At 63.4% G+C, this 16,622-nt stretch carries 16 protein-coding genes; 3 read left to right on the forward strand and 13 right to left on the reverse strand.

The genetic code is table 11. The features are described 5' to 3' along the window. The first annotated feature begins 21 nt into the window (after positions 1 to 21). The gene (locus NKI66_RS18635) at positions 22 to 282 is read left to right on the forward strand and encodes a type II toxin-antitoxin system prevent-host-death family antitoxin (RefSeq protein ID WP_023812822.1); all 261 of its coding nucleotides are present in this window, start codon (positions 22 to 24) and stop codon (positions 280 to 282) included. A 484-nt stretch (positions 283 to 766) separates the two neighbouring features. Here the strand turns inward: NKI66_RS18635 and NKI66_RS18640 are convergent, their stop codons facing one another. The 4 genes from NKI66_RS18640 to NKI66_RS18655 form a co-directional block, all read right to left on the reverse strand. Next, entirely contained in the window at positions 767 to 3,727 is a 2,961-nt protein-coding gene (locus tag NKI66_RS18640) for a bifunctional [glutamine synthetase] adenylyltransferase/[glutamine synthetase]-adenylyl-L-tyrosine phosphorylase (RefSeq protein ID WP_352752522.1), read from the reverse strand. After that, entirely contained in the window at positions 3,727 to 5,205 is a 1,479-nt protein-coding gene (locus NKI66_RS18645) for a sensor histidine kinase (RefSeq protein WP_023812819.1), read from the reverse strand. The genes NKI66_RS18640 and NKI66_RS18645 overlap by 1 nt, the downstream gene beginning before the upstream one ends. A gap of 7 nt (positions 5,206 to 5,212) precedes the next feature. Beyond that, a complete protein-coding gene (locus tag NKI66_RS18650; RefSeq protein WP_023812818.1) occupies positions 5,213 to 5,887 on the reverse strand; it encodes a response regulator transcription factor in 675 nt (224 codons plus the stop codon). A gap of 350 nt (positions 5,888 to 6,237) precedes the next feature. Further along, positions 6,238 to 7,791: a Do family serine endopeptidase gene (locus NKI66_RS18655; protein ID WP_023812817.1), complete on the reverse strand. Its 1,554-nt coding sequence runs from the start codon at positions 7,789 to 7,791 to the stop codon at positions 6,238 to 6,240. 196 nt (positions 7,792 to 7,987) lie between these two features. On the opposite strand from NKI66_RS18655, the gene NKI66_RS18660 reads away from it, so the two are divergent. Continuing rightward, positions 7,988 to 8,257 carry a CopG family ribbon-helix-helix protein gene (locus tag NKI66_RS18660; protein WP_023812816.1) on the forward strand — a complete coding sequence of 90 codons (270 nt, stop codon included), beginning with the start codon at positions 7,988 to 7,990 and terminating at the stop codon, positions 8,255 to 8,257. Beyond that, a complete protein-coding gene (locus tag NKI66_RS18665; RefSeq protein ID WP_023812815.1) occupies positions 8,254 to 8,562 on the forward strand; it encodes a type II toxin-antitoxin system RelE/ParE family toxin in 309 nt (102 codons plus the stop codon). Before NKI66_RS18660 ends, NKI66_RS18665 begins: the two co-directional genes overlap by 4 nt. On the opposite strand, the gene NKI66_RS18670 is transcribed toward NKI66_RS18665, so the two are convergent. The 9 genes from NKI66_RS18670 to NKI66_RS18710 all read right to left on the reverse strand — a co-directional run bounded on the left by NKI66_RS18670 (position 8,559) and on the right by NKI66_RS18710 (position 16,438). Beyond that, on the reverse strand, positions 8,559 to 9,023 hold the full coding sequence (locus NKI66_RS18670; RefSeq protein ID WP_023812814.1) for a cytochrome c-type biogenesis protein: 465 nt from the start codon (positions 9,021 to 9,023) through the stop codon (positions 8,559 to 8,561). The genes NKI66_RS18665 and NKI66_RS18670 overlap by 4 nt on opposite strands. Next, positions 9,020 to 11,011, reverse strand: a complete 1,992-nt coding sequence (locus NKI66_RS18675) for a heme lyase CcmF/NrfE family subunit (protein ID WP_023812813.1) — start codon at positions 11,009 to 11,011, stop codon at positions 9,020 to 9,022. The genes NKI66_RS18670 and NKI66_RS18675 overlap by 4 nt, the downstream gene beginning before the upstream one ends. A gap of 32 nt (positions 11,012 to 11,043) precedes the next feature. Then, positions 11,044 to 11,487 carry a cytochrome c maturation protein CcmE gene (gene ccmE / locus NKI66_RS18680; protein WP_023812812.1) on the reverse strand — a complete coding sequence of 148 codons (444 nt, stop codon included), beginning with the start codon at positions 11,485 to 11,487 and terminating at the stop codon, positions 11,044 to 11,046. Positions 11,488 to 11,495: 8 nt separating this feature from the next. Further along, positions 11,496 to 12,635, reverse strand: coding sequence for a c-type cytochrome biogenesis protein CcmI (gene ccmI / locus NKI66_RS18685; RefSeq protein ID WP_023812811.1), 1,140 nt, complete (start codon positions 12,633 to 12,635; stop codon positions 11,496 to 11,498). Between the two features lie 93 nt (positions 12,636 to 12,728). Beyond that, on the reverse strand, positions 12,729 to 13,166 hold the full coding sequence (locus tag NKI66_RS18690) for an RT0821/Lpp0805 family surface protein (RefSeq protein WP_023812810.1): 438 nt from the start codon (positions 13,164 to 13,166) through the stop codon (positions 12,729 to 12,731). A gap of 185 nt (positions 13,167 to 13,351) precedes the next feature. Further along, the gene (locus NKI66_RS18695) at positions 13,352 to 14,785 is read right to left on the reverse strand and encodes an ATP-binding protein (RefSeq protein ID WP_352721843.1); all 1,434 of its coding nucleotides are present in this window, start codon (positions 14,783 to 14,785) and stop codon (positions 13,352 to 13,354) included. After that, positions 14,769 to 15,434: a response regulator transcription factor gene (locus NKI66_RS18700; protein ID WP_023812809.1), complete on the reverse strand. Its 666-nt coding sequence runs from the start codon at positions 15,432 to 15,434 to the stop codon at positions 14,769 to 14,771. The genes NKI66_RS18695 and NKI66_RS18700 overlap by 17 nt, the downstream gene beginning before the upstream one ends. 118 nt (positions 15,435 to 15,552) lie before the next feature. Beyond that, entirely contained in the window at positions 15,553 to 15,855 is a 303-nt protein-coding gene (locus tag NKI66_RS18705; protein ID WP_023812808.1) for a hypothetical protein, read from the reverse strand. 175 nt (positions 15,856 to 16,030) lie between these two features. Further along, positions 16,031 to 16,438 (reverse strand): DUF3168 domain-containing protein, encoded by a 408-nt coding sequence (locus NKI66_RS18710; RefSeq protein WP_023812807.1) that lies wholly within the window; start codon positions 16,436 to 16,438, stop codon positions 16,031 to 16,033. Positions 16,439 to 16,622 lie beyond the last annotated feature (184 nt).

The following is a 16,622-nucleotide window of genomic DNA, read 5'->3' on the forward strand; positions in this document are numbered from 1 at the left end:
ATAAGAAAGGTAGACTTTGTCATGCGAGTGACTTCAACAGAATTCCAGCAGAATGTCGGGCGTTTTCAGGACGCTGCCCAGCGTGCGCCGGTCGCAATCACAAAGAATGGCCGGACCCACACGGTACTCCTGTCGGCGGCGATGTTCGAGGTGTTGGTCAAGGGACGAGTCGCCCGTAACGCGGAAGAACTGGATGATGAGACGCTGAACGCCATCGCCGAAAGCGCCGTACCGAGCGAATATGCCGGGCTCGATGCGATGCTCAAAGACTGGACACCGTGAGCCTGCCCAAACCTATCCCGGGTCTGGTGATTTCCTATTCTTACCTCTGGGTGAGAGAACACGAAAGGGTGCCGAAGAAGGTCGCAAAAACCGACCATGCGCCATTGTCGCCGCGCGCCGGGTCGTGGAGGGCCGTGAAGTCATAACGGTCGTTCCGGTCACACACTCGCCACCGGCTGATCCTGCCGATGCAGTAGAAATACCTGCGCCACTCAAAGCCCATCTCTGCCTCGATGACACGCCGTCATGGATCGTCGTGACCGAAACCAATGACTTCCTCTGGCCGGGTCCCGATCTCAGGCCCATCGCGAGAAGCAAACCGTCCCGATTCGACTATGGTATGCTGCCGCCGCGCTTCTACGCCTATCTGCGGGAGAGAATTTTGCAGGCTCACGCACGCCGCGCGCTCCGGCAGATTCGGCGAACAGAGTAGCTGCATGAGACTGGAAACACGAAACGTCTTCAATTCCAAGGGACGATCGCTTCACGGTGATCCCGAACGAAACAAAAGATCAAAGTCCTTCCTGACCTTCTGCGACGTCTCCTTGAGGTGTGCTTCCAGCACACCGAAATCCGGCAAGTCGGTCACCGCCAGAAGCAGATCCGAAAGCCCCGGCGGAACGTCGTCGCGCTCAAAGGCTCCGGTGAGGCACAGCCGCGTCATCTGGGTCAGTGCAAGATAGAGCGCGTAGGCATCGCCAAGCTCCTGCCTTATCCCGGCATCGGCGAAGCCCGGTGCGAGGCGCGACAGGATCTCGGCGGTGCCGGTGGCGCGGCGCCCGGTCTCGACCTGCCCGGTGATGACGGCCACCTGGGCGATGAATTCCAGATCGATCAATCCTCCGGGAATAAGCTTGATGTCCCAGAGATCGCGCGGCGGCTTTTCCTTCTCGATCATGGCCCGCATGTCCGCAGCCTCGGCCATCACCTTGGCGGCGTCGCGCGGCTGTCCAAGCACCGTCGCCACTTCCGCTTCAACCTCGCCGCACAGGCTGGCGTCGCCGGCAATGGCGCGGGCGCGGGCCAGCGCCATGTGTTCCCAGGTCCAGGCTTCCTGGCGCTGGTATTTCTTGAAGGCATCGATATGGGTGGCCACCGGCCCCTTGTTGCCGGACGGCCGCAGGCGCAGGTCGAGTTCGTAGAGCACGCCCTCCGCCGTCGGCGCGGACACCGCCGCGATCAGCCTTTGCGTCATGCGGGTGTAGTAATGCGAAGGCGCCAGCGGCTTGTCGCCGTTGGACTCTTCGGCATCCGGCGCGTGGTCGTAGAGCAGGATCAGGTCGACATCCGATCCGGCAGTCAACTCGCGGCTGCCGAGCTTGCCCATGCCGAGCAGCGAAACCACGCCGCCGGCAATGATGCCGTGGCGTGCCGCGAATTCGGCCGTCACCGCCTTCAACGCAGCCTCGATGGTGAGATCCGCCAGATCGGAAAAGGCGCGGCCGGCCCGCGCCGGATCGATCGAGCCGGCGAGCAGCCGGACACCAATCAGGAATTTCTGCTCGGAGGCAAAAATGCGCAGCCGGTCGAGCACATCCTCGTAAAGTCGGTCGCCCTCGACGAAGGCGGAAAGCCGCGCCGACAGATAGGCGCGGTCCGGTAGTTCGGTGAGCAAGGCCGGGTCGAGCAAACCATCGAAGACATGCGGCCTGCGGGTGATGATCGCCGCCAGCCGGGGGGCGGCCCCCATGATCGTCGCCAGAAGCTTCAGCAGGGCAGGATTGGACTGCAGCAGGGAGAACAGCTGGATGCCAGCCGGCAGGCCGGCGAGAAACTCGTCGAAGCGCATCAGAGCTTCGTCGGCCCGGCGCGTCTGGCCGAAGGCGCGCAGCAGCGCCGGCGTCAGTTCCGTCAGCCGCTCGCGTGCCTCCGCCGACTGGGTGAGGCGATAGCGGCCGAAATGCCAGCCACGGATGACACGGCAGATGTCGCTTGGCCGCTGGAAGCCGAGCCCGTGCAAGGTCTGCAGCGTATCGGGATCGTCGACATCGCCGGTGAAGACCAGGTTGCCGATGCCGGTCGACAGTTCGGGTGCTGTTTCGAACAGTGCCGCGTAGTGACGTTCGACCTGCTGCAGCGAGGCACGGAACGCTTGAGAAAAGGCAGAAGCATCGGCAAAGCCGAGCATGTAGGCGATGCGCTCCAGGCCTTCATCATCTTCCGGCAGCGTGTGCGTCTGCTCGTCGGCAACCATCTGCACGGCGTGTTCGACGCGGCGCAGGAACCAGTACTGGCGGGCGAGCGCATCGCGCGCCTCGGCGGTGATCCAGCCGCGGGTCGCAAGCTCGCCGAGCATCGGCACGGTCTCGCGGCCACGCAGTTCAGGGAAGCGTCCGCCGGCGATGAGCTGCTGGGTCTGGACGAAGAACTCGATCTCTCGAATGCCGCCGCGGCCAAGCTTGACGTTGTGGCCTTTGACCGCAATCTCGCCATGGCCCTTGTGGGCGTGGATCTGGCGCTTGATCGAATGGACGTCGGCAATCGCCGCGTAGTCCATGTATTTGCGCCAGATATAGGGCTGCAACTCCTTGAGGAAGGCCGCACCCGCGGCCAGATCGCCTGCCACCGGCCGTGCCTTGATCATCGCGGCGCGCTCCCAGTTCTGGCCGCGTGCTTCATAGTAGCGCAGTGCCGCCTCGACCGGGATCGCCAGCGGTGTCGAACCGGGGTCTGGGCGCAGTCTCAGATCGGTGCGGAAGACATAACCGTGTTCGGTGCGGTCCTGCAGGATGCGCACCAGGCGGCGCGTCAGCCTCGAAAACAACTCGGTGGCGTCGAGCGGATCGACGACGGCGGGCGCTTCCGGATCGAAGAAAACCACCAGATCGATGTCGGAGGAAAAATTCAGCTCATGCGCGCCGAGCTTGCCCATGCCGAGCAGGATCCAGCCCGACTGTTTCGATGGATTGCCGACATCCGGCAGTTTGAGTTTGCCCTGGCCATGCGCGTCACGCAGCAGGAAGTCGACGGCCGCACGGGTGCAGGCGTCTGCAAGATCGCTCAATCGCCGGACCGTCAGCGCCGTTTCGGCCTCGCCGGCAAGATCGGCCAGCGCGATCAGGAAATGCGCCTCCGCCTTCCACTGGCGCAGCTCCATCATCAGGCCGGATTCCGAGACTGCTTCGGTTAGATGCACCTGGTCGATGGCGGCGCCGATCGCCTTCAGCCGAGCCTCGATCGTCTGCTCGAACAGCCCGTCCAGGATTTGCGGCCGGCGACGTGCGGTATCACGCAGGAACGGCGACAGATCGAAGACGGCGGCAAGGAAATCCTGGCCCTCCCCTTTGCCTGCCAGGAACTTGGCCAGCCGCGTCAGTCCTTCTTCGCGCGCGGCGGAAGCGATCTCGGCCAGTTCCAACCGCGCACGGTCCTTGTCGAGCGGAGCAAGCTTGGCAGCCGGCTTCAGCAGCCATCCAGTCTCCACCCGCTTCGCTGCAGTGCTCATCAGTGATCCTCCCGAGCCGGGAAACTCATGACCACGGATAGTCCAGGATTGCCAGGCAAGAGTTCAAGCCGGCCATTGTGGAACGTCATGACCGCCTTGGCGAGGCTGAGGCCAAGACCGGAACCCGGCTGCGAACGGCTCTTCTCCAGCCGCACGAAACGTTCCGTGGCGCGGGCGCGGTCGCCATCGTCGGGAATGCCGTGTCCATTGTCGGCAACGGACAGGCGAACGTCCGCACCGGCTCGCTCGAGCGTGACGCGCACCGCCGGCTGGGCATTGGCGCCGGTGGAATATTTGATGGCGTTGTCGACGATGTTCGACAGCGCCTGGCCGATCAGTTCGCGGTTGCCGTTGACGGACACCGCCTCGCGCGCGTCTGCTTCCAGTGACACGCCTGCCTCTTCCGCCACCGGCTCGTAGAGTTCGACGACATCGCGCACGGCCTCCGCCAGATCGACGCGGTTGGTGTTCTCCGAGGAGTAGCCAGCCTCCAGCCGGGAGATCATCAGGATGGCGTTGAAGGTTTTTATCAACTGGTCTGACTCGGCAATGGTGCCTTCCAGCGCCTGCCGGTAGTCGGTAGGCTTTTGCTTGCCCGAAAGCGTCGCTTCGGCCCGGTTGCGCAGCCGGGTCAGCGGCGTCTTCAGATCATGCGCGATGTTGTCGGAAACCTGCTTCAAGCCTTCATTCAGCGCGGCGATCCTGGCCAGCATGGCATTGAGATTTTCGGAGAGCCGGTCGAACTCATCGCCAACCCCCGTCACCGGCAGCCTGCCCGACAGATCGCCGCCCATAATGCGGCGGCTGGCTTCCGACACGCTGTCGATGCGCTTCAGCGCGGCGCGGCCGACAAAAAACCAGATCAGCAATCCGCCCAGCCCCATCATGCCGAGCGCCAGCATCAGCGCACGGCGGATGACCGCACGAAACCGCTCCGGCTCGCCAAGGTCGCGGCCGACCAGCATGATCATCTGGTTCGGCAGCCGCAGCACCAGCGCAATGGCGTTGTGGCCCTTTTCGCCCTGCGCCTGCGCATCGTTCTGCTCGGATTGGGTGGTGGTACCCTGCTCGGCGGGAAGGTTGCGCAGGCGCTCGAGCTCTCCCTCGCCAAAGCGCTGATAAGAGAACGGACTGCTGGTCCAGCCTTCGTTCTCGAGAACGCCCGGCTCCAGGCTCTGCACATTGCCGGTCAGGATTTGGCCGTTGGCGTCGGCGATCAGGTAAAGGTTGGCGCCGGGCTGGCGCGAGCGCTGTTCCACCACGCGCACCAGGATCGGCAGGCCACCGCGCTGGTAGGCGCGGGCAAGGCCGAGCACTTCGTCATTGATGGTCTCCTGCGTCTGCGCGGTCAGCATTCGCGCCGACAGCGACGTCATGTAGAAGACGAGCGCCACCGCGCACAGCGCGAAGAGCAGGAAGTAGAGCGCCGAAAGCCGGGCTGCCGTCGTCTTCATGATGGCTGGCACGGAAAGAGCCATGCCGCAGCTAGCCGCTCTTCAGCATATAGCCGGCGCCGCGAACCGTATGCAGGATGGGCTTGTCGAAGCCCTTCTCGATCTTGCCGCGCAGCCGGGAGACATGGACGTCGATGACATTGGTCTGCGGATCGAAATGGTAGTCCCAGACATTTTCCAGCAGCATGGTGCGCGTCACCACCTGGCCGGCATGCCGCATCAGATATTCGAGCAAGCGGAATTCACGCGGCTGCAGCGTTATCTCGCGTGACGCACGGCGGACCGAATGCGACAGCCTGTCGAGTTCGAGATCGCCGACGCGGTAGACGGTTTCGGCTTCCTTGGCACTGGCGCGCCGGTTCAGCACCTCGACGCGGGCGAGAAGCTCGGAGAAGGCATAGGGTTTCGTCAGGTAGTCGTCGCCGCCGGCGCGCAGCCCCGTGACCCTATCATCGACCTCGCCGAGCGCCGACAGGATCAGCACCGGCGTCGTGTTGCCCCTGGACCGGAGACCGGCAATGACCGACAGGCCGTCGCGACGCGGCATCATCCGGTCGATCACCATCACGTCGTAGTCGCCGGCGTCGGCGAGCGCAAAGCCGGTTTCGCCGTCACCGGCGACATGAGCGGTGTGACCCGCCTCGGCAAAGGCTTTCTGCAAGTAATCCGCAGCCTCGCGATCGTCTTCTATGACGAGAATCTTCATAGGGCTGTTATACGCGATTTCGCCGGAAGGTTGAGTGGCAGACATCTGCATTGTGGCCTTTGCCAAAGCGCACCGCCATCAAGATTGCCCGAAGCCGTGCGCGATAAAGCTGCTCGCCGCCGATGTCGTTTGCATCGGATCGCGGAAGCGCTTTAGAAAGTGTGCGGCAGCGGACGATGGGAAGCCCGCTGCCGCCGGGGGAAGGCGCGATGACTGACTAACGCGCGCTCCTCCATGCTTTCCCGTACGGCGGCTCGGGGTGTTGAAACTGCCGCACTGGAAAAGTCCAACCTGCCGCCGGAACGCCCTCACCCACCTGGAAAGGCCGAGAGAACGCTCCGGGACCGACCTCAGCCCTTGGCGACGGGCAGCGCGACGAAACGATTGGTGTCGTCGCGGGTGATCTGCATCAGCACTGCCTTGCGGCCGGAGTTGACTGCATCGGTCATCGCCTTGGTGACGTCGTCGGTGCCGTTCACTTCGGTCGAATTGACCGATGTGATGACGTCGCCCGGCTGGATACCGCGATCGGCGGCATCGCTGTCGGGATCGACATCGGTCACCACCAGTCCCTTGCCGTTTTCAGACTTGGTAACGGTCAGGCCGAGATCGGCCAGCGTGTCGGGCTTGGCCGGGGCGGCGGGCTGCTGCTGGTCGACAGAGGCCTGCTTGTCGTTCGAGGGCAGTTTGCCGAGATCGACCTTGACCGTCTGGCTCTTGCCGTCGCGCCACACGGTGACGTCGACCGACTTGCCAGGCGAATAGGCGCCGATCAGCCGGGCCAGTTCCTTCGGCGAAGCGACATCCTTGCCGTCGACCTGGGTGATCACGTCACCGGCCGTGATGCCCGCCTTCTTGCCGGGACCATCGTCCTGGGCACTGGAAACCAGTGCGCCGTTGTTGGACTTCAGACCAAGCGACTCAGCGATGTCGGAGGTGACCGGCTGGATTTCCACACCGAGCCAGCCGCGCTGCACGGAACCGCTCTTCATCAGGTCCTGAACGACCTGCTTGGCGGTCGAAGCGGGAATGTCGAAGGCGATGCCGACGCTGCCGCCTGACGGCGAGAAGATCGCGGTGTTGATGCCGACGACCTGGCCGTTGAGGTTGAAGGTCGGACCGCCAGAATTGCCGCGGTTGACCGATGCGTCGATCTGGATGAAGTCGTCATAAGGGCCAGCGCCGATGTCACGGCCGCGGGCGGAGACGATGCCGGCGGTGACGGTTCCACCAAGGCCGAACGGATTGCCGACGGCCACCACCCAGTCGCCGACGCGAACCTTGGAGTCATCGGCGAAGTCGACATAGGTAAACTTGCCGACGCCGTCGACCTTAAGCACGGCGAGATCGGTGCGCGGGTCGGTGCCGATCAGCTTGGCGTCGAGCTCCTTGCCGTCATGCATCACCACGGTGAAGGCCGAGCCTTCCGAAACGACGTGGTTGTTGGTGACGAGATAGCCGTCATCCGAGATGAAGAAGCCGGACCCTTGAGCAACCGGCCGCGGCTGGTCGTTGTTGCGGTCGCGGTGGCTGAAGCGCCTGTTGCCGCCACCCTGGCCGTCCTGGTCACCAAAGCCACGGAATTCCTTGAAGAAGCGGCGCAGCTGTGGATTGTTGGGCAGGTTGTTCATGCCATCCTGGTCGTCGGACGGGTCGGAGCCATCATCGGCGGCCGGGCTGATCTTGGCCTTGACCTTGACGCTGACAACGGCGGGAGAAACGCGCTCGACGACATCGGCGAAGCCCGGCACCTGCGGCGCCTCGACGCGCACGGCATCGGCCAGAACAGGGCTGGTTCCGCTGGTCAGCGCGCCAACGCCGATCGCACCGGCCACCGCGACAGATGCGACGGCAGCCATGAGACGCTTGCGGGTGACGGAATATGAATTGGGGGCAATATTCATGGATTTCTTATCCTCTTTCAACGGACGCTGCTTGGTCGGCATCCTCAGGAAAGGAGAATTAGAGCGGCACACATTACAGCGCCATTTCCGACACATGAAACTTTGGTAATGTTTGGGAGTCAGGGGACGTACAATCCCCTTGGCTGCGATGTCCAATGTGCTATCTTGTACACAACTCAGCACAAGGCTTTCATAAATGACAGCAAGCACCACCATGACCATCCGGGTCTCTCCCGAAACCAAGCTGAAGCTGGAGCGGATCGCCACCGACACCCGGCGTAGCAAATCGTTCCTCGCCGCCGAGGCGGTCTCGGCCTACGTCGATCGCGAACTCGATATCATTGAAGGCATCAAACGCGGCATGGAAGATGCGGCGGCTGGCCGTGTCGTGCCTCACGACGATGCGATGGCGGAAATCGACGCAGTCATCGAATCGGCGGAAGCCAGGCGCTTGGGCAAGGCGTGAAGCGGTTCGTCGCCTGGTCGCGAGAAGCGCTGGACGATTTTAAGCAGCAAGTTGCCTTTATCGCTCAGGACAATCCTGCTGCCGCCCGACGCCTGGCGGATCGTATTCGTGAAATGGGCCAGGGCCTTGGTGAGATGGCGACGGGCCGCCCAGGCCGAGTGACAGGCACATATGAGAAGCTCATCGACCGCCTGCCCTACATCATTGCCTATGAGTTGCGCCCGATCGCTAGCCGTCAGAGCGTCGCTATCCTGCGCGTCATTCACACGTCGCGGGACTGGCCCTCGGAGGAATGGCCGAGCTAATTGCCTAGTATCTTGTCCAGCGCCGCCTGTTCCTCAGTGGTCAACGCATTGGTCGCCAGCACGCGGCGCGACCGCGCGGTCAGCACGATGAAACCGCCTCCCACCAGCAACAGCAGGACGGGCGTGCCCCAAAGCAACGCATTGCGCAGGTCGAAACGCGGCTTCAGCAGCACGAACTCGCCGTAACGCGACACGACGTAATCCATCACCTGCTGGTCGGTGTCGCCGGCGACGAGGCGCTGACGCACAAGGACGCGCAGGTCGCGGGCAAGGTCGGCATCGGATTCGTCGATCGACTGGTTCTGGCAGACCATGCAGCGCAAGCCTTCCGAGAGCGCCCGCGCCCGCGCCTCCAGCGTCGGATCAGGCAGCACCTCGTCAGGCTTCACCGCCAGGGCCGTGCCGGCAAAGGACAGCGCCAGCAGCAGGACAATGGAGGTCAGCGAAAGCCGCGCGTTCATGGCAGGGTCGCGGATGGCACCGCGCTCGCCTGCTTGCGCCGCCGCGACGGCGCGCCGACGCGCAGGCGCCGGTCCATCAGTGACATCGCCGCGCCCGCCATCATCATCAGGCCGCCGCCCCAGATCAACGTCACCAGCGGTTTCCACCACAGACGGACGACGACGGAACCGTCATTGCCCTCGTCGCCGAGCGAGATGTAGAGCTGCGAGAAACCAATCGTCCTGATGCCCGATTCCGTCGTCGTCATCTGCCGCACCGGATAAAACCGTTTGGCGGAGCTGATTTCGCCAACAGGGCTGCCGCTGACGCCGATCAGTTCGAAGCGGCCGAGATCCTCGCTGTAATTCGGTCCCTGGGCCGGATGAAGCCCGACGAAACGCAGCGTATGGCCGGACAGTTCGACGGTCTCACCGGCATGCATCGACAGAATCTTCTCGGTGCCGAAGCAAAGTGTGCCGACGATGCCGAGCGTGGTCAGACCGAGGCCAAGGTGAGCGAAGGCGGTGCCGAAGACCGAGCGCGGCAGGCCGAGCAAGCGCCTGACCATGATCCCCGCTGCGACATTGCCGACCCCCGATTTGACGGCGAGGTCGGTGAGCGCGCCAAGGATCAGCCAGACGGCAAGGCCAACGCCCAGGGCTGCGAACACCGAGGCGCCGTCGATGAACAAAGCGGTGACCAGCGTCGCCAGCAGCGCCGCTGCAAAGGCCGCCATAAGGCGCTGCGCGACGGCGAAGACATCGCCGCGCTTCCAGGCCAGCAACGGCCCGAACGGAACCACGAGCAGCAGCGGCACCATCAGCGGTCCGAAGGTGAGATTGAAGAACGGCGCGCCGACCGAGATCTTGTCGGCTGAAAAGGCTTCGACGGCGAGCGGATAGAGTGTGCCGACGAGGACGGTCGCCGTCGCCGTCGTCAGGAACAGATTGTTGAGGACCAGCGCCCCTTCTCGGGAAATCGGTTGGAACAGGCCGCCGGTCGTCAGCCGGGAAGCGCGCAGCGCAAACAGCGCCAGCGAGCCGCCGATAAACAGCGTCAGTATGCACAGGATAAACACGCCGCGCGTCGGATCGGTGGCAAAGGCGTGCACCGAGGTCAGCACGCCTGAACGCACGAGGAAGGTGCCGAGCAGCGACAGCGAAAAGGTCAGGATGGCGAGCAGCAGCGTCCAGATCTTCAGCGCCGAGCGCTTTTCCATGACGATGGCCGAATGGAGCAGCGCGGTCCCCGCCAGCCACGGCATGAAGGAGGCGTTCTCGACCGGATCCCAGAACCAGAAACCGCCCCAACCGAGCTCGTAGTAGGCCCAGTACGATCCCATGGCGATGCCGCCGGTCAGGAACATCCAGGCGACCAGCGTCCACGGCCGCACCCAGCGTGCCCAGGACGCGTCGATGCGGCCTTCGATGAGAGCGGCAACCGAGAAGGAAAAACAGATCGAGAAGCCGACATAGCCGAGATAGAGAAAAGGCGGGTGAATGGCGAGGCCGAGATCCTGCAGGATCGGGTTGAGATCGCGGCCTTCGATCGGCGCCGGATTGAGCCGGATGAACGGATTGGACGTCGCCAGGATGAACAGGAAGAAGGCGGCGCCGATGGCGCCTTGCACCGCAAGCACATTGGCGCGCAGCGTCGCCGGCAGGTTGGAGCCGAAAGCGGCGACGAGCGCGCCGAAGAAGGTCAGGATCAACACCCAAAGCAGCATCGAGCCTTCATGATTGCCCCAAGTTCCGGTGATCTTGTAGATCAACGGCTGCAAGGAATGCGAGTTTTCCCACACGCTCGCCACCGAGAAATCGGAGCTTGCATAGGCACTCGCCAACGCTGCGAAGGACAGCGCCGTCAAGGCAAAGCCGGTCACTGCGACCGGACCGCCGACGGCCATGAGGCGCTGGTTGTTCAGGCGCGCGCCAAACAGCGGCACCACCGTCTGCACCAGCGAAAGCGCAAACGCCAGGACGAGGGCGAAATGTCCCGTTTCAACCATGCCCGTGATCCATTGTCGCTCTCCTGCCGGAGCTATTCACTCTTGTTCTCCTGCCAGACGCCCTTGGCCTTGAGGCCGTCCGCAACCTCCTTGGGCATGTAGCGCTCATCATGCTTGGCCAGCACGCTATCGGCAACAAAAACCCCGTCCGGGCCGAAAGTACCCTCGGTGATGACGCCCTGCTCTTCGCGGAAAAGGTCGGGCAGGATGCCGGTGTAGGTGACCTTGACCGATTTGTGCGTGTCGGTCACCGAAAAGCCGACCGTGGCCCCCTGCCCGCGCTGGATCGTGCCTTTTTCGACCAATCCACCCAACCGGATGCGCTGGCCAGGCTGGACGCTGGCGGTGGTGAGATCGGCCGGCATGTAGAAATAGGAGGCCTTCTGGCCAAGCGCGTAAAAAGTCAGCCCGGTCGCGGCAGCCAGGAAGACCAGCCCGCCCGCGATCACCGACAATCGTTTCTGCTTGCGCGTCATGTCTTGTTCTACTCCGTCGCCGCAAGCCCAAGCGAAGCGGCAAAGGCAGTGAATTTCTTCGCCTGGTCGCTGTCGGCTCCAAAGACGGCAATGGCGCGACCGAGCGCCTCACGCGCCTGATCGGCCTTGCCGAGCACGACATAGGAACGAACGAGCCGCATCCATCCTTCCGGATCGCGCGGATTTTGCCGCAGTTTGTCGTCGAGGCCGGCAACCATCGTATTGATCATGGTCTCCCGGTCCTGCGGCGACATCGAGGATGCGGCGTCGACATCGCCGGCATCGGGACCGTTGGTGGCGCCGCCGGAAGCGACGTCGGAGCTTCCGGATTTGGCGAGCGCCTGCTCGACGGCACCGCGCCATGGCGAATCCGGCGGCAATCTGTCCAGCATCGCCTGCCATGCCGTGGTCGCTTCCTTGGCGCGACCCTCCTGCGCCAATGCCATGGCCAGGTAGAAGCTGGCCTTCGCATTGGCCGGATCGAGCTTCAGGGCTGCTTCGAAAGCATCCTGGGCATCGGCCGAGACAATGCCGCCTGCCGCGCTGGCGATCGCCTCGCCGAGACCGGCCTGGCGAACGGCGCTGTCGCCATCGAGCCGAATGGCGTTGCGATAGGCTCCTGCCGCGTCGGAAAAGCGCTGCATGCGCAGATAGACCGGTGCCAGCACGTCCCAGCCCCTGCCGTCAGTGGGATTGGCGGCCAGATGGGCTTCGGCCCGCGCCACCAGCTCGTCGACCGAACTGTCGGCAGGATTCTTGGCCAACCGCTCGCTGAGCGGTTGCGACGGCAGGTCAGGAGAGCCAAGCTTGACATAGAGCCCCCAACTGACCAGCGGCACCGCCAGCACGGCTACGGTTGCCACCAGCCTTGCCGTGACCGGCGCTCGGCCAGGGTTTGCGCCGCCGACGGCACCCGCATTGTCAAGGCGAAGGATGCGGCGAGCGATCTCGGCGCGGGCCTCGGCGGCTTCGGCCGGCTGGATCAAGCCACGCGCGGCGTCGCGGTCAAGCTCGGACAATTGGTCCCGATAGACTTCGAGATCATGTTCGCCGCTCGACGACGCGCCCTTGGCGCTGGCGGCCAGCGGCAGCAGCACCGCCAGGCTTGCACCCAGCGTGAGAATGGCGGCTATGACCCAGAACAGCATGGTTCTTCCAATACCGGCAGAGCTCTGCCGTGCCAACAGATGCATGCTGCGACGCTTTGACGACGCCAGCCGCCAATCGTCGGCAGACGGTCGTCAGGTCAGCGGCGTCCAGCTGCCATCGGCGTTGCGGCAAGCGGTTCCACGCGCCGTGACCCCGGCACCGGCGGAAAACACCGTCTGCGTGTACTGGCGGCAGTCCTGCGAACCGACGCGGTACGGCTGGGCCGGAACCACCTCGCCGTAGCGCGAAGCCTGAGCGCCCTTCCACGTCACCTTCTGGCCACTGGTCGTATATTCTAGCGCCTTGTATTCAGCCTCAAGCGCGCTGCGCTTCTCGGTCTCGCTGAGGCCGTTGCCGATCGCCCCGCTGATGAGGCCGCCGCCCATCGCCGAAATGATCGTCGTGGTCACCTTGCCGCTGGAAGGAGGTGTCGAGGCCGGTGTCACTGCCACGGTTGGACCCTTGCCGCTCAAGGTGGTGCAGCCGGAAACAGCCAGCAATGCGGAAACGAGAGCGACGCGAATCTTCATGCCAACAACCGATTTTCTTGAGTGGGAGCCTGCCATGGACGCGCCGGGGGCCGCGTCATCGGAGAAGTTGGCGTGGCCATAGTATTGATATTTGTCGGAAATTTGGCCGCTGGCCGCTGCAGGACCAATCGAAATGCCGCCAATAACATCTCCCGTCCCTCTATGTCGATTGGCCCTAGTGAACATCACTGAAGGCTCCGCAATCGCACCACCGCCTTCAATCCGCCCATACCGGACCGCTCGAGCGCCAGAACGCCTCCATACTCGTTGACGAGGTCTGCGACAATGGCCAGCCCCAGGCCTGTTCCGGGCTTTGTCTCGTCCAGACGCCGTCCCCGCTTCAGCGCGTCGCGCGCCTTGTCCTCGGGAATGCCTGGACCGTCATCCTCTATGCCGATCTCAAACAGGCCGGCCGGGTCGTCCTTGCCGGTCAAGGGCACGACCGAAACCTGCACCGCGCTCTTTGCCCATTTCATCGCGTTTTCAAGGAGATTGCCCAGCAACTCCTCAAGGTCCTCGCGCTCGCCGGCGAAGACGATCTCGGCCGCCGGCAGCGACAGCGACAGATTTGTCCGCGGATTGAGCTTCTGCATAACCCGCACCATGCGCTGCACCAGCGGCGTCACCGGCGTGCGGTAGACGACGCTGTCGCGTTGTGCCGCGACGCGGGCGCGCTGGAGATAGTGTTCAACCTGCTTCTGCATGGAAGCGGCCTGTTCGGCGATCAGCTGCCCCTTGGCACCGCCGAGCGCGCGGCCCTCGTTGAGCAGTACCGCCAGCGGCGTCTTCAGCGAATGGGCGAGATTGCCGACCTGTGTTCGCGACCGCTCGACGATGCGCCTGTTGTTTTCGATCAAGGCATTGGTTTCGTTGGCAAGCGGTTCGATCTCGGCCGGGAAGCGGCCGTCGAGCCTCTGGGCGGTGCCTTCGCGCACCATGGCTAGCGCGTTCCTGACCCGGCGCAGCGGCTGCAGGCCGAGCAGGATGGCGATCGCGTTGATGGCGATCATGCCGACGCCGAACAGGCTGAGATAGGTCAGCAGGCGGCGCTGAAAGGTAGCGATTTCCTGTTCGAGTTCGCTCTGGTTGCCCATGACGCGGAAACGCGCGGCCCGGTTCTTGGCGTCGAGAACGAATTCGCTCTCGAAAACTTCGAGTTGCTCGCCGTCGATGCCTTCGGCTGCGTAGCTGCGCTGAAAGCTGGCATTGAACGGCACCTCGGCAACGCTCGGCGACGGGATGTTTTTCAACATCGAAGACGAATGAAGATCACCATGCACACCTTCCGAAGCGGGCTCCACCGACCAGTACCAGCCCGAATTCGGCTCCGAGAACCGAAGGTCGCCGAGGTCTGGCGCGCCAGTCAGCGCCCCGCTGTCGGAGATGCCGATCGAACCGATCAGGTTGAACAGATGCGCCGAAAGCAGGCTGTCGAAGCCGCGTTCGCTGGCTTGGCGGTAGAGCGTGGTTATCAAGGTGAAGATGACGACGAGCGTCACGATCGCCCAGACCGTGGAAAAGGCGATGACGCGGAACGTCAGCGAACGCGGCCACAAACGCAGCGAAAGCGGCGTCCTTGCGGTTGGTTTGAGCGGTTCCGAGTTACGCCTCCGGCTCACGCATGCGGTAGCCCATGCCGCGCACGGTTTCGATCATGTCGATGCCCATCTTCTTGCGCAGCCGCCCGACAAACACCTCGATGGTGTTGGAATCGCGGTCGAAATCCTGATCGTAGAGGTGCTCGACCAGTTCGGTCCGCGAGACGACCTCGCCCATATGGTGCATCAGATAGGCAAGCAGGCGGAACTCGTGCGACGTCAGTTTCAGCGGCACGCCGTCGACATCGGCCTTGGAGGCCTTGGTGTCGAGACGCAGCGGCCCGCAGGTCAGTTCGGACGACGCATGGCCGGCAGCCCGCCGGATCAGGGCCCGCAGCCTCGCCAGCACCTCCTCGATGTGGAACGGCTTGGTGACGTAGTCATCGGCGCCGGCATCGATGCCGGAGACCTTGTCGCTCCAGCGGTCGCGCGCCGTCAGGATCAGCACCGGCATCTTGCGGCCGCCGCGTCGCCAACGCTCGACCACGCTGATGCCGTCCATCTGCGGCAGGCCGATATCGAGCACGACGGCGTCGTAGGGCTCGGTGTCGCCAAGGAAATGGCCTTCCTCGCCGTCGAAGGCGCGGTCGACGACATAGCCGGCATCGACCAGCGCATCCGATATCTGCCGATTGAGATCCTTGTCATCTTCGACGACGAGTACACGCATGCGGAGTTCGATACCTGTTGAAGAGCTTTACCTGTTGAAGAGCTTTGTCAGATTGAAGACTGGGGCAGATATAGGCCGATTCCGGCGGCCTGGGAAACGTAGCCTAAGGTTGATTAGATCAGTTCAGCGGAACGACGATTTCGGAACGGCGCGGACGTTGTCCGTCCTTGCCCGGAACGAGCACGACGATGACACAGACCGGCTGGCCGCCGCGCGTCGACTGCGAGGCCTTGGCCAGCGTTCCGCCATTCTGTTCGGCCACCTGTTGGCCGATGGCGTAGCAATCGGACGCCGCCAGTACGATCGGACTGGCCAGGTCGGGCGGCGCGATGACCGGTATCGCTATCGCCTGCGACGCGAACAGTCCGGCAGCACAAAGCGCCAGTGTCGCGGTTCGGAAGTGGGAGCGAAGCGTTTTCATGACCGGCGTTGTAACGCATCGGTGCTGAACGTGAAATGAACGGTGAACGTCGCTGAAAACATGCTCGCCACACCCCTGCAACGCGAGACAATCAACCTGGAATTTCACCGCCTCGAACAGGTGAAATCCCGCGAAAGTCCAGTCTAGACTCGGTTTTGACCATATTGAAAGCGCATCAGGCATTTTCCTGCGTTATCGCGCGAAAACGCAGCAGCCCGTGATGCACGAGCAGATCCTCGTCATGGCGGGCTTCGGCAAATTCCAGCGACAGTCGTGTCTGGCCGCGAGGGCCAATCACCAATGCTGCGTCGGCAAGGCGCGCCTGGATGGCGGCCATGATGGCAAGCGTTTCCGCGTCGCCATGGGCTTTCGACCAGACATGCAGCGTAATCAACTGATCGTCGGTGTTCTCGGTGCCCGTATCCCAGTCGAAAGCGGAGGTATGGCCCCAGGTCACGTACGGAAAAGCGGCATTATCGGTTGGCCGTTCGAGCAGTCCGGCGCCGCCCAGCAAGGCCGACAGCGATGCATCGCTTTTCAGCCTGAGAAACAGTGCCTGCTGTAAATCGCCTGGCGCGGTCATCGTCTTTTCCTCCGGTTCCTGCGCTGCCGACTATTGCTTTTCGGAAGCCTGTCCGCGTTCTGCGTGTTCTGACAGATATAGCCATTCGACGCGCGGAGGCGATGGCGATTCGTCATCGTAATGATGCCGATGATCTCGAAAGGCGACTTTACCAACACCATCGTCCGCGGGCACCGCGCCGGGA

Origin of the sequence: Mesorhizobium sp. M0518 (genome assembly GCF_040321125.1) — a bacterium.
Lineage (GTDB): Bacteria > Pseudomonadota > Alphaproteobacteria > Rhizobiales > Rhizobiaceae > Mesorhizobium.

Excerpts from the sequence above, each read along its gene's own strand:
- NKI66_RS18635 (WP_023812822.1), top strand. The coding sequence starts at position 22 with ATGCGAGTGACTTCAACAGAATTCCAGCAGAATGTCGGGCGTTTTCAG.
- NKI66_RS18640 (WP_352752522.1), bottom strand. The coding sequence starts at position 3,727 with ATGAGCACTGCAGCGAAGCGGGTGGAGACTGGATGGCTGCTGAAGCCG.
- NKI66_RS18645 (WP_023812819.1), bottom strand. The coding sequence starts at position 5,205 with ATGGCTCTTTCCGTGCCAGCCATCATGAAGACGACGGCAGCCCGGCTT.
- NKI66_RS18650 (WP_023812818.1), bottom strand. The coding sequence starts at position 5,887 with ATGAAGATTCTCGTCATAGAAGACGATCGCGAGGCTGCGGATTACTTG.
- NKI66_RS18655 (WP_023812817.1), bottom strand. The coding sequence starts at position 7,791 with ATGAATATTGCCCCCAATTCATATTCCGTCACCCGCAAGCGTCTCATG.
- NKI66_RS18660 (WP_023812816.1), top strand. The coding sequence starts at position 7,988 with ATGACAGCAAGCACCACCATGACCATCCGGGTCTCTCCCGAAACCAAG.
- NKI66_RS18670 (WP_023812814.1), bottom strand. The coding sequence starts at position 9,023 with ATGAACGCGCGGCTTTCGCTGACCTCCATTGTCCTGCTGCTGGCGCTG.
- NKI66_RS18675 (WP_023812813.1), bottom strand. The coding sequence starts at position 11,011 with ATGGTTGAAACGGGACATTTCGCCCTCGTCCTGGCGTTTGCGCTTTCG.
- ccmE (WP_023812812.1), bottom strand. The coding sequence starts at position 11,487 with ATGACGCGCAAGCAGAAACGATTGTCGGTGATCGCGGGCGGGCTGGTC.
- ccmI (WP_023812811.1), bottom strand. The coding sequence starts at position 12,635 with ATGCTGTTCTGGGTCATAGCCGCCATTCTCACGCTGGGTGCAAGCCTG.
- NKI66_RS18690 (WP_023812810.1), bottom strand. The coding sequence starts at position 13,166 with ATGAAGATTCGCGTCGCTCTCGTTTCCGCATTGCTGGCTGTTTCCGGC.
- NKI66_RS18700 (WP_023812809.1), bottom strand. The coding sequence starts at position 15,434 with ATGCGTGTACTCGTCGTCGAAGATGACAAGGATCTCAATCGGCAGATA.
- NKI66_RS18705 (WP_023812808.1), bottom strand. The coding sequence starts at position 15,855 with ATGAAAACGCTTCGCTCCCACTTCCGAACCGCGACACTGGCGCTTTGT.
- NKI66_RS18710 (WP_023812807.1), bottom strand. The coding sequence starts at position 16,438 with ATGACCGCGCCAGGCGATTTACAGCAGGCACTGTTTCTCAGGCTGAAA.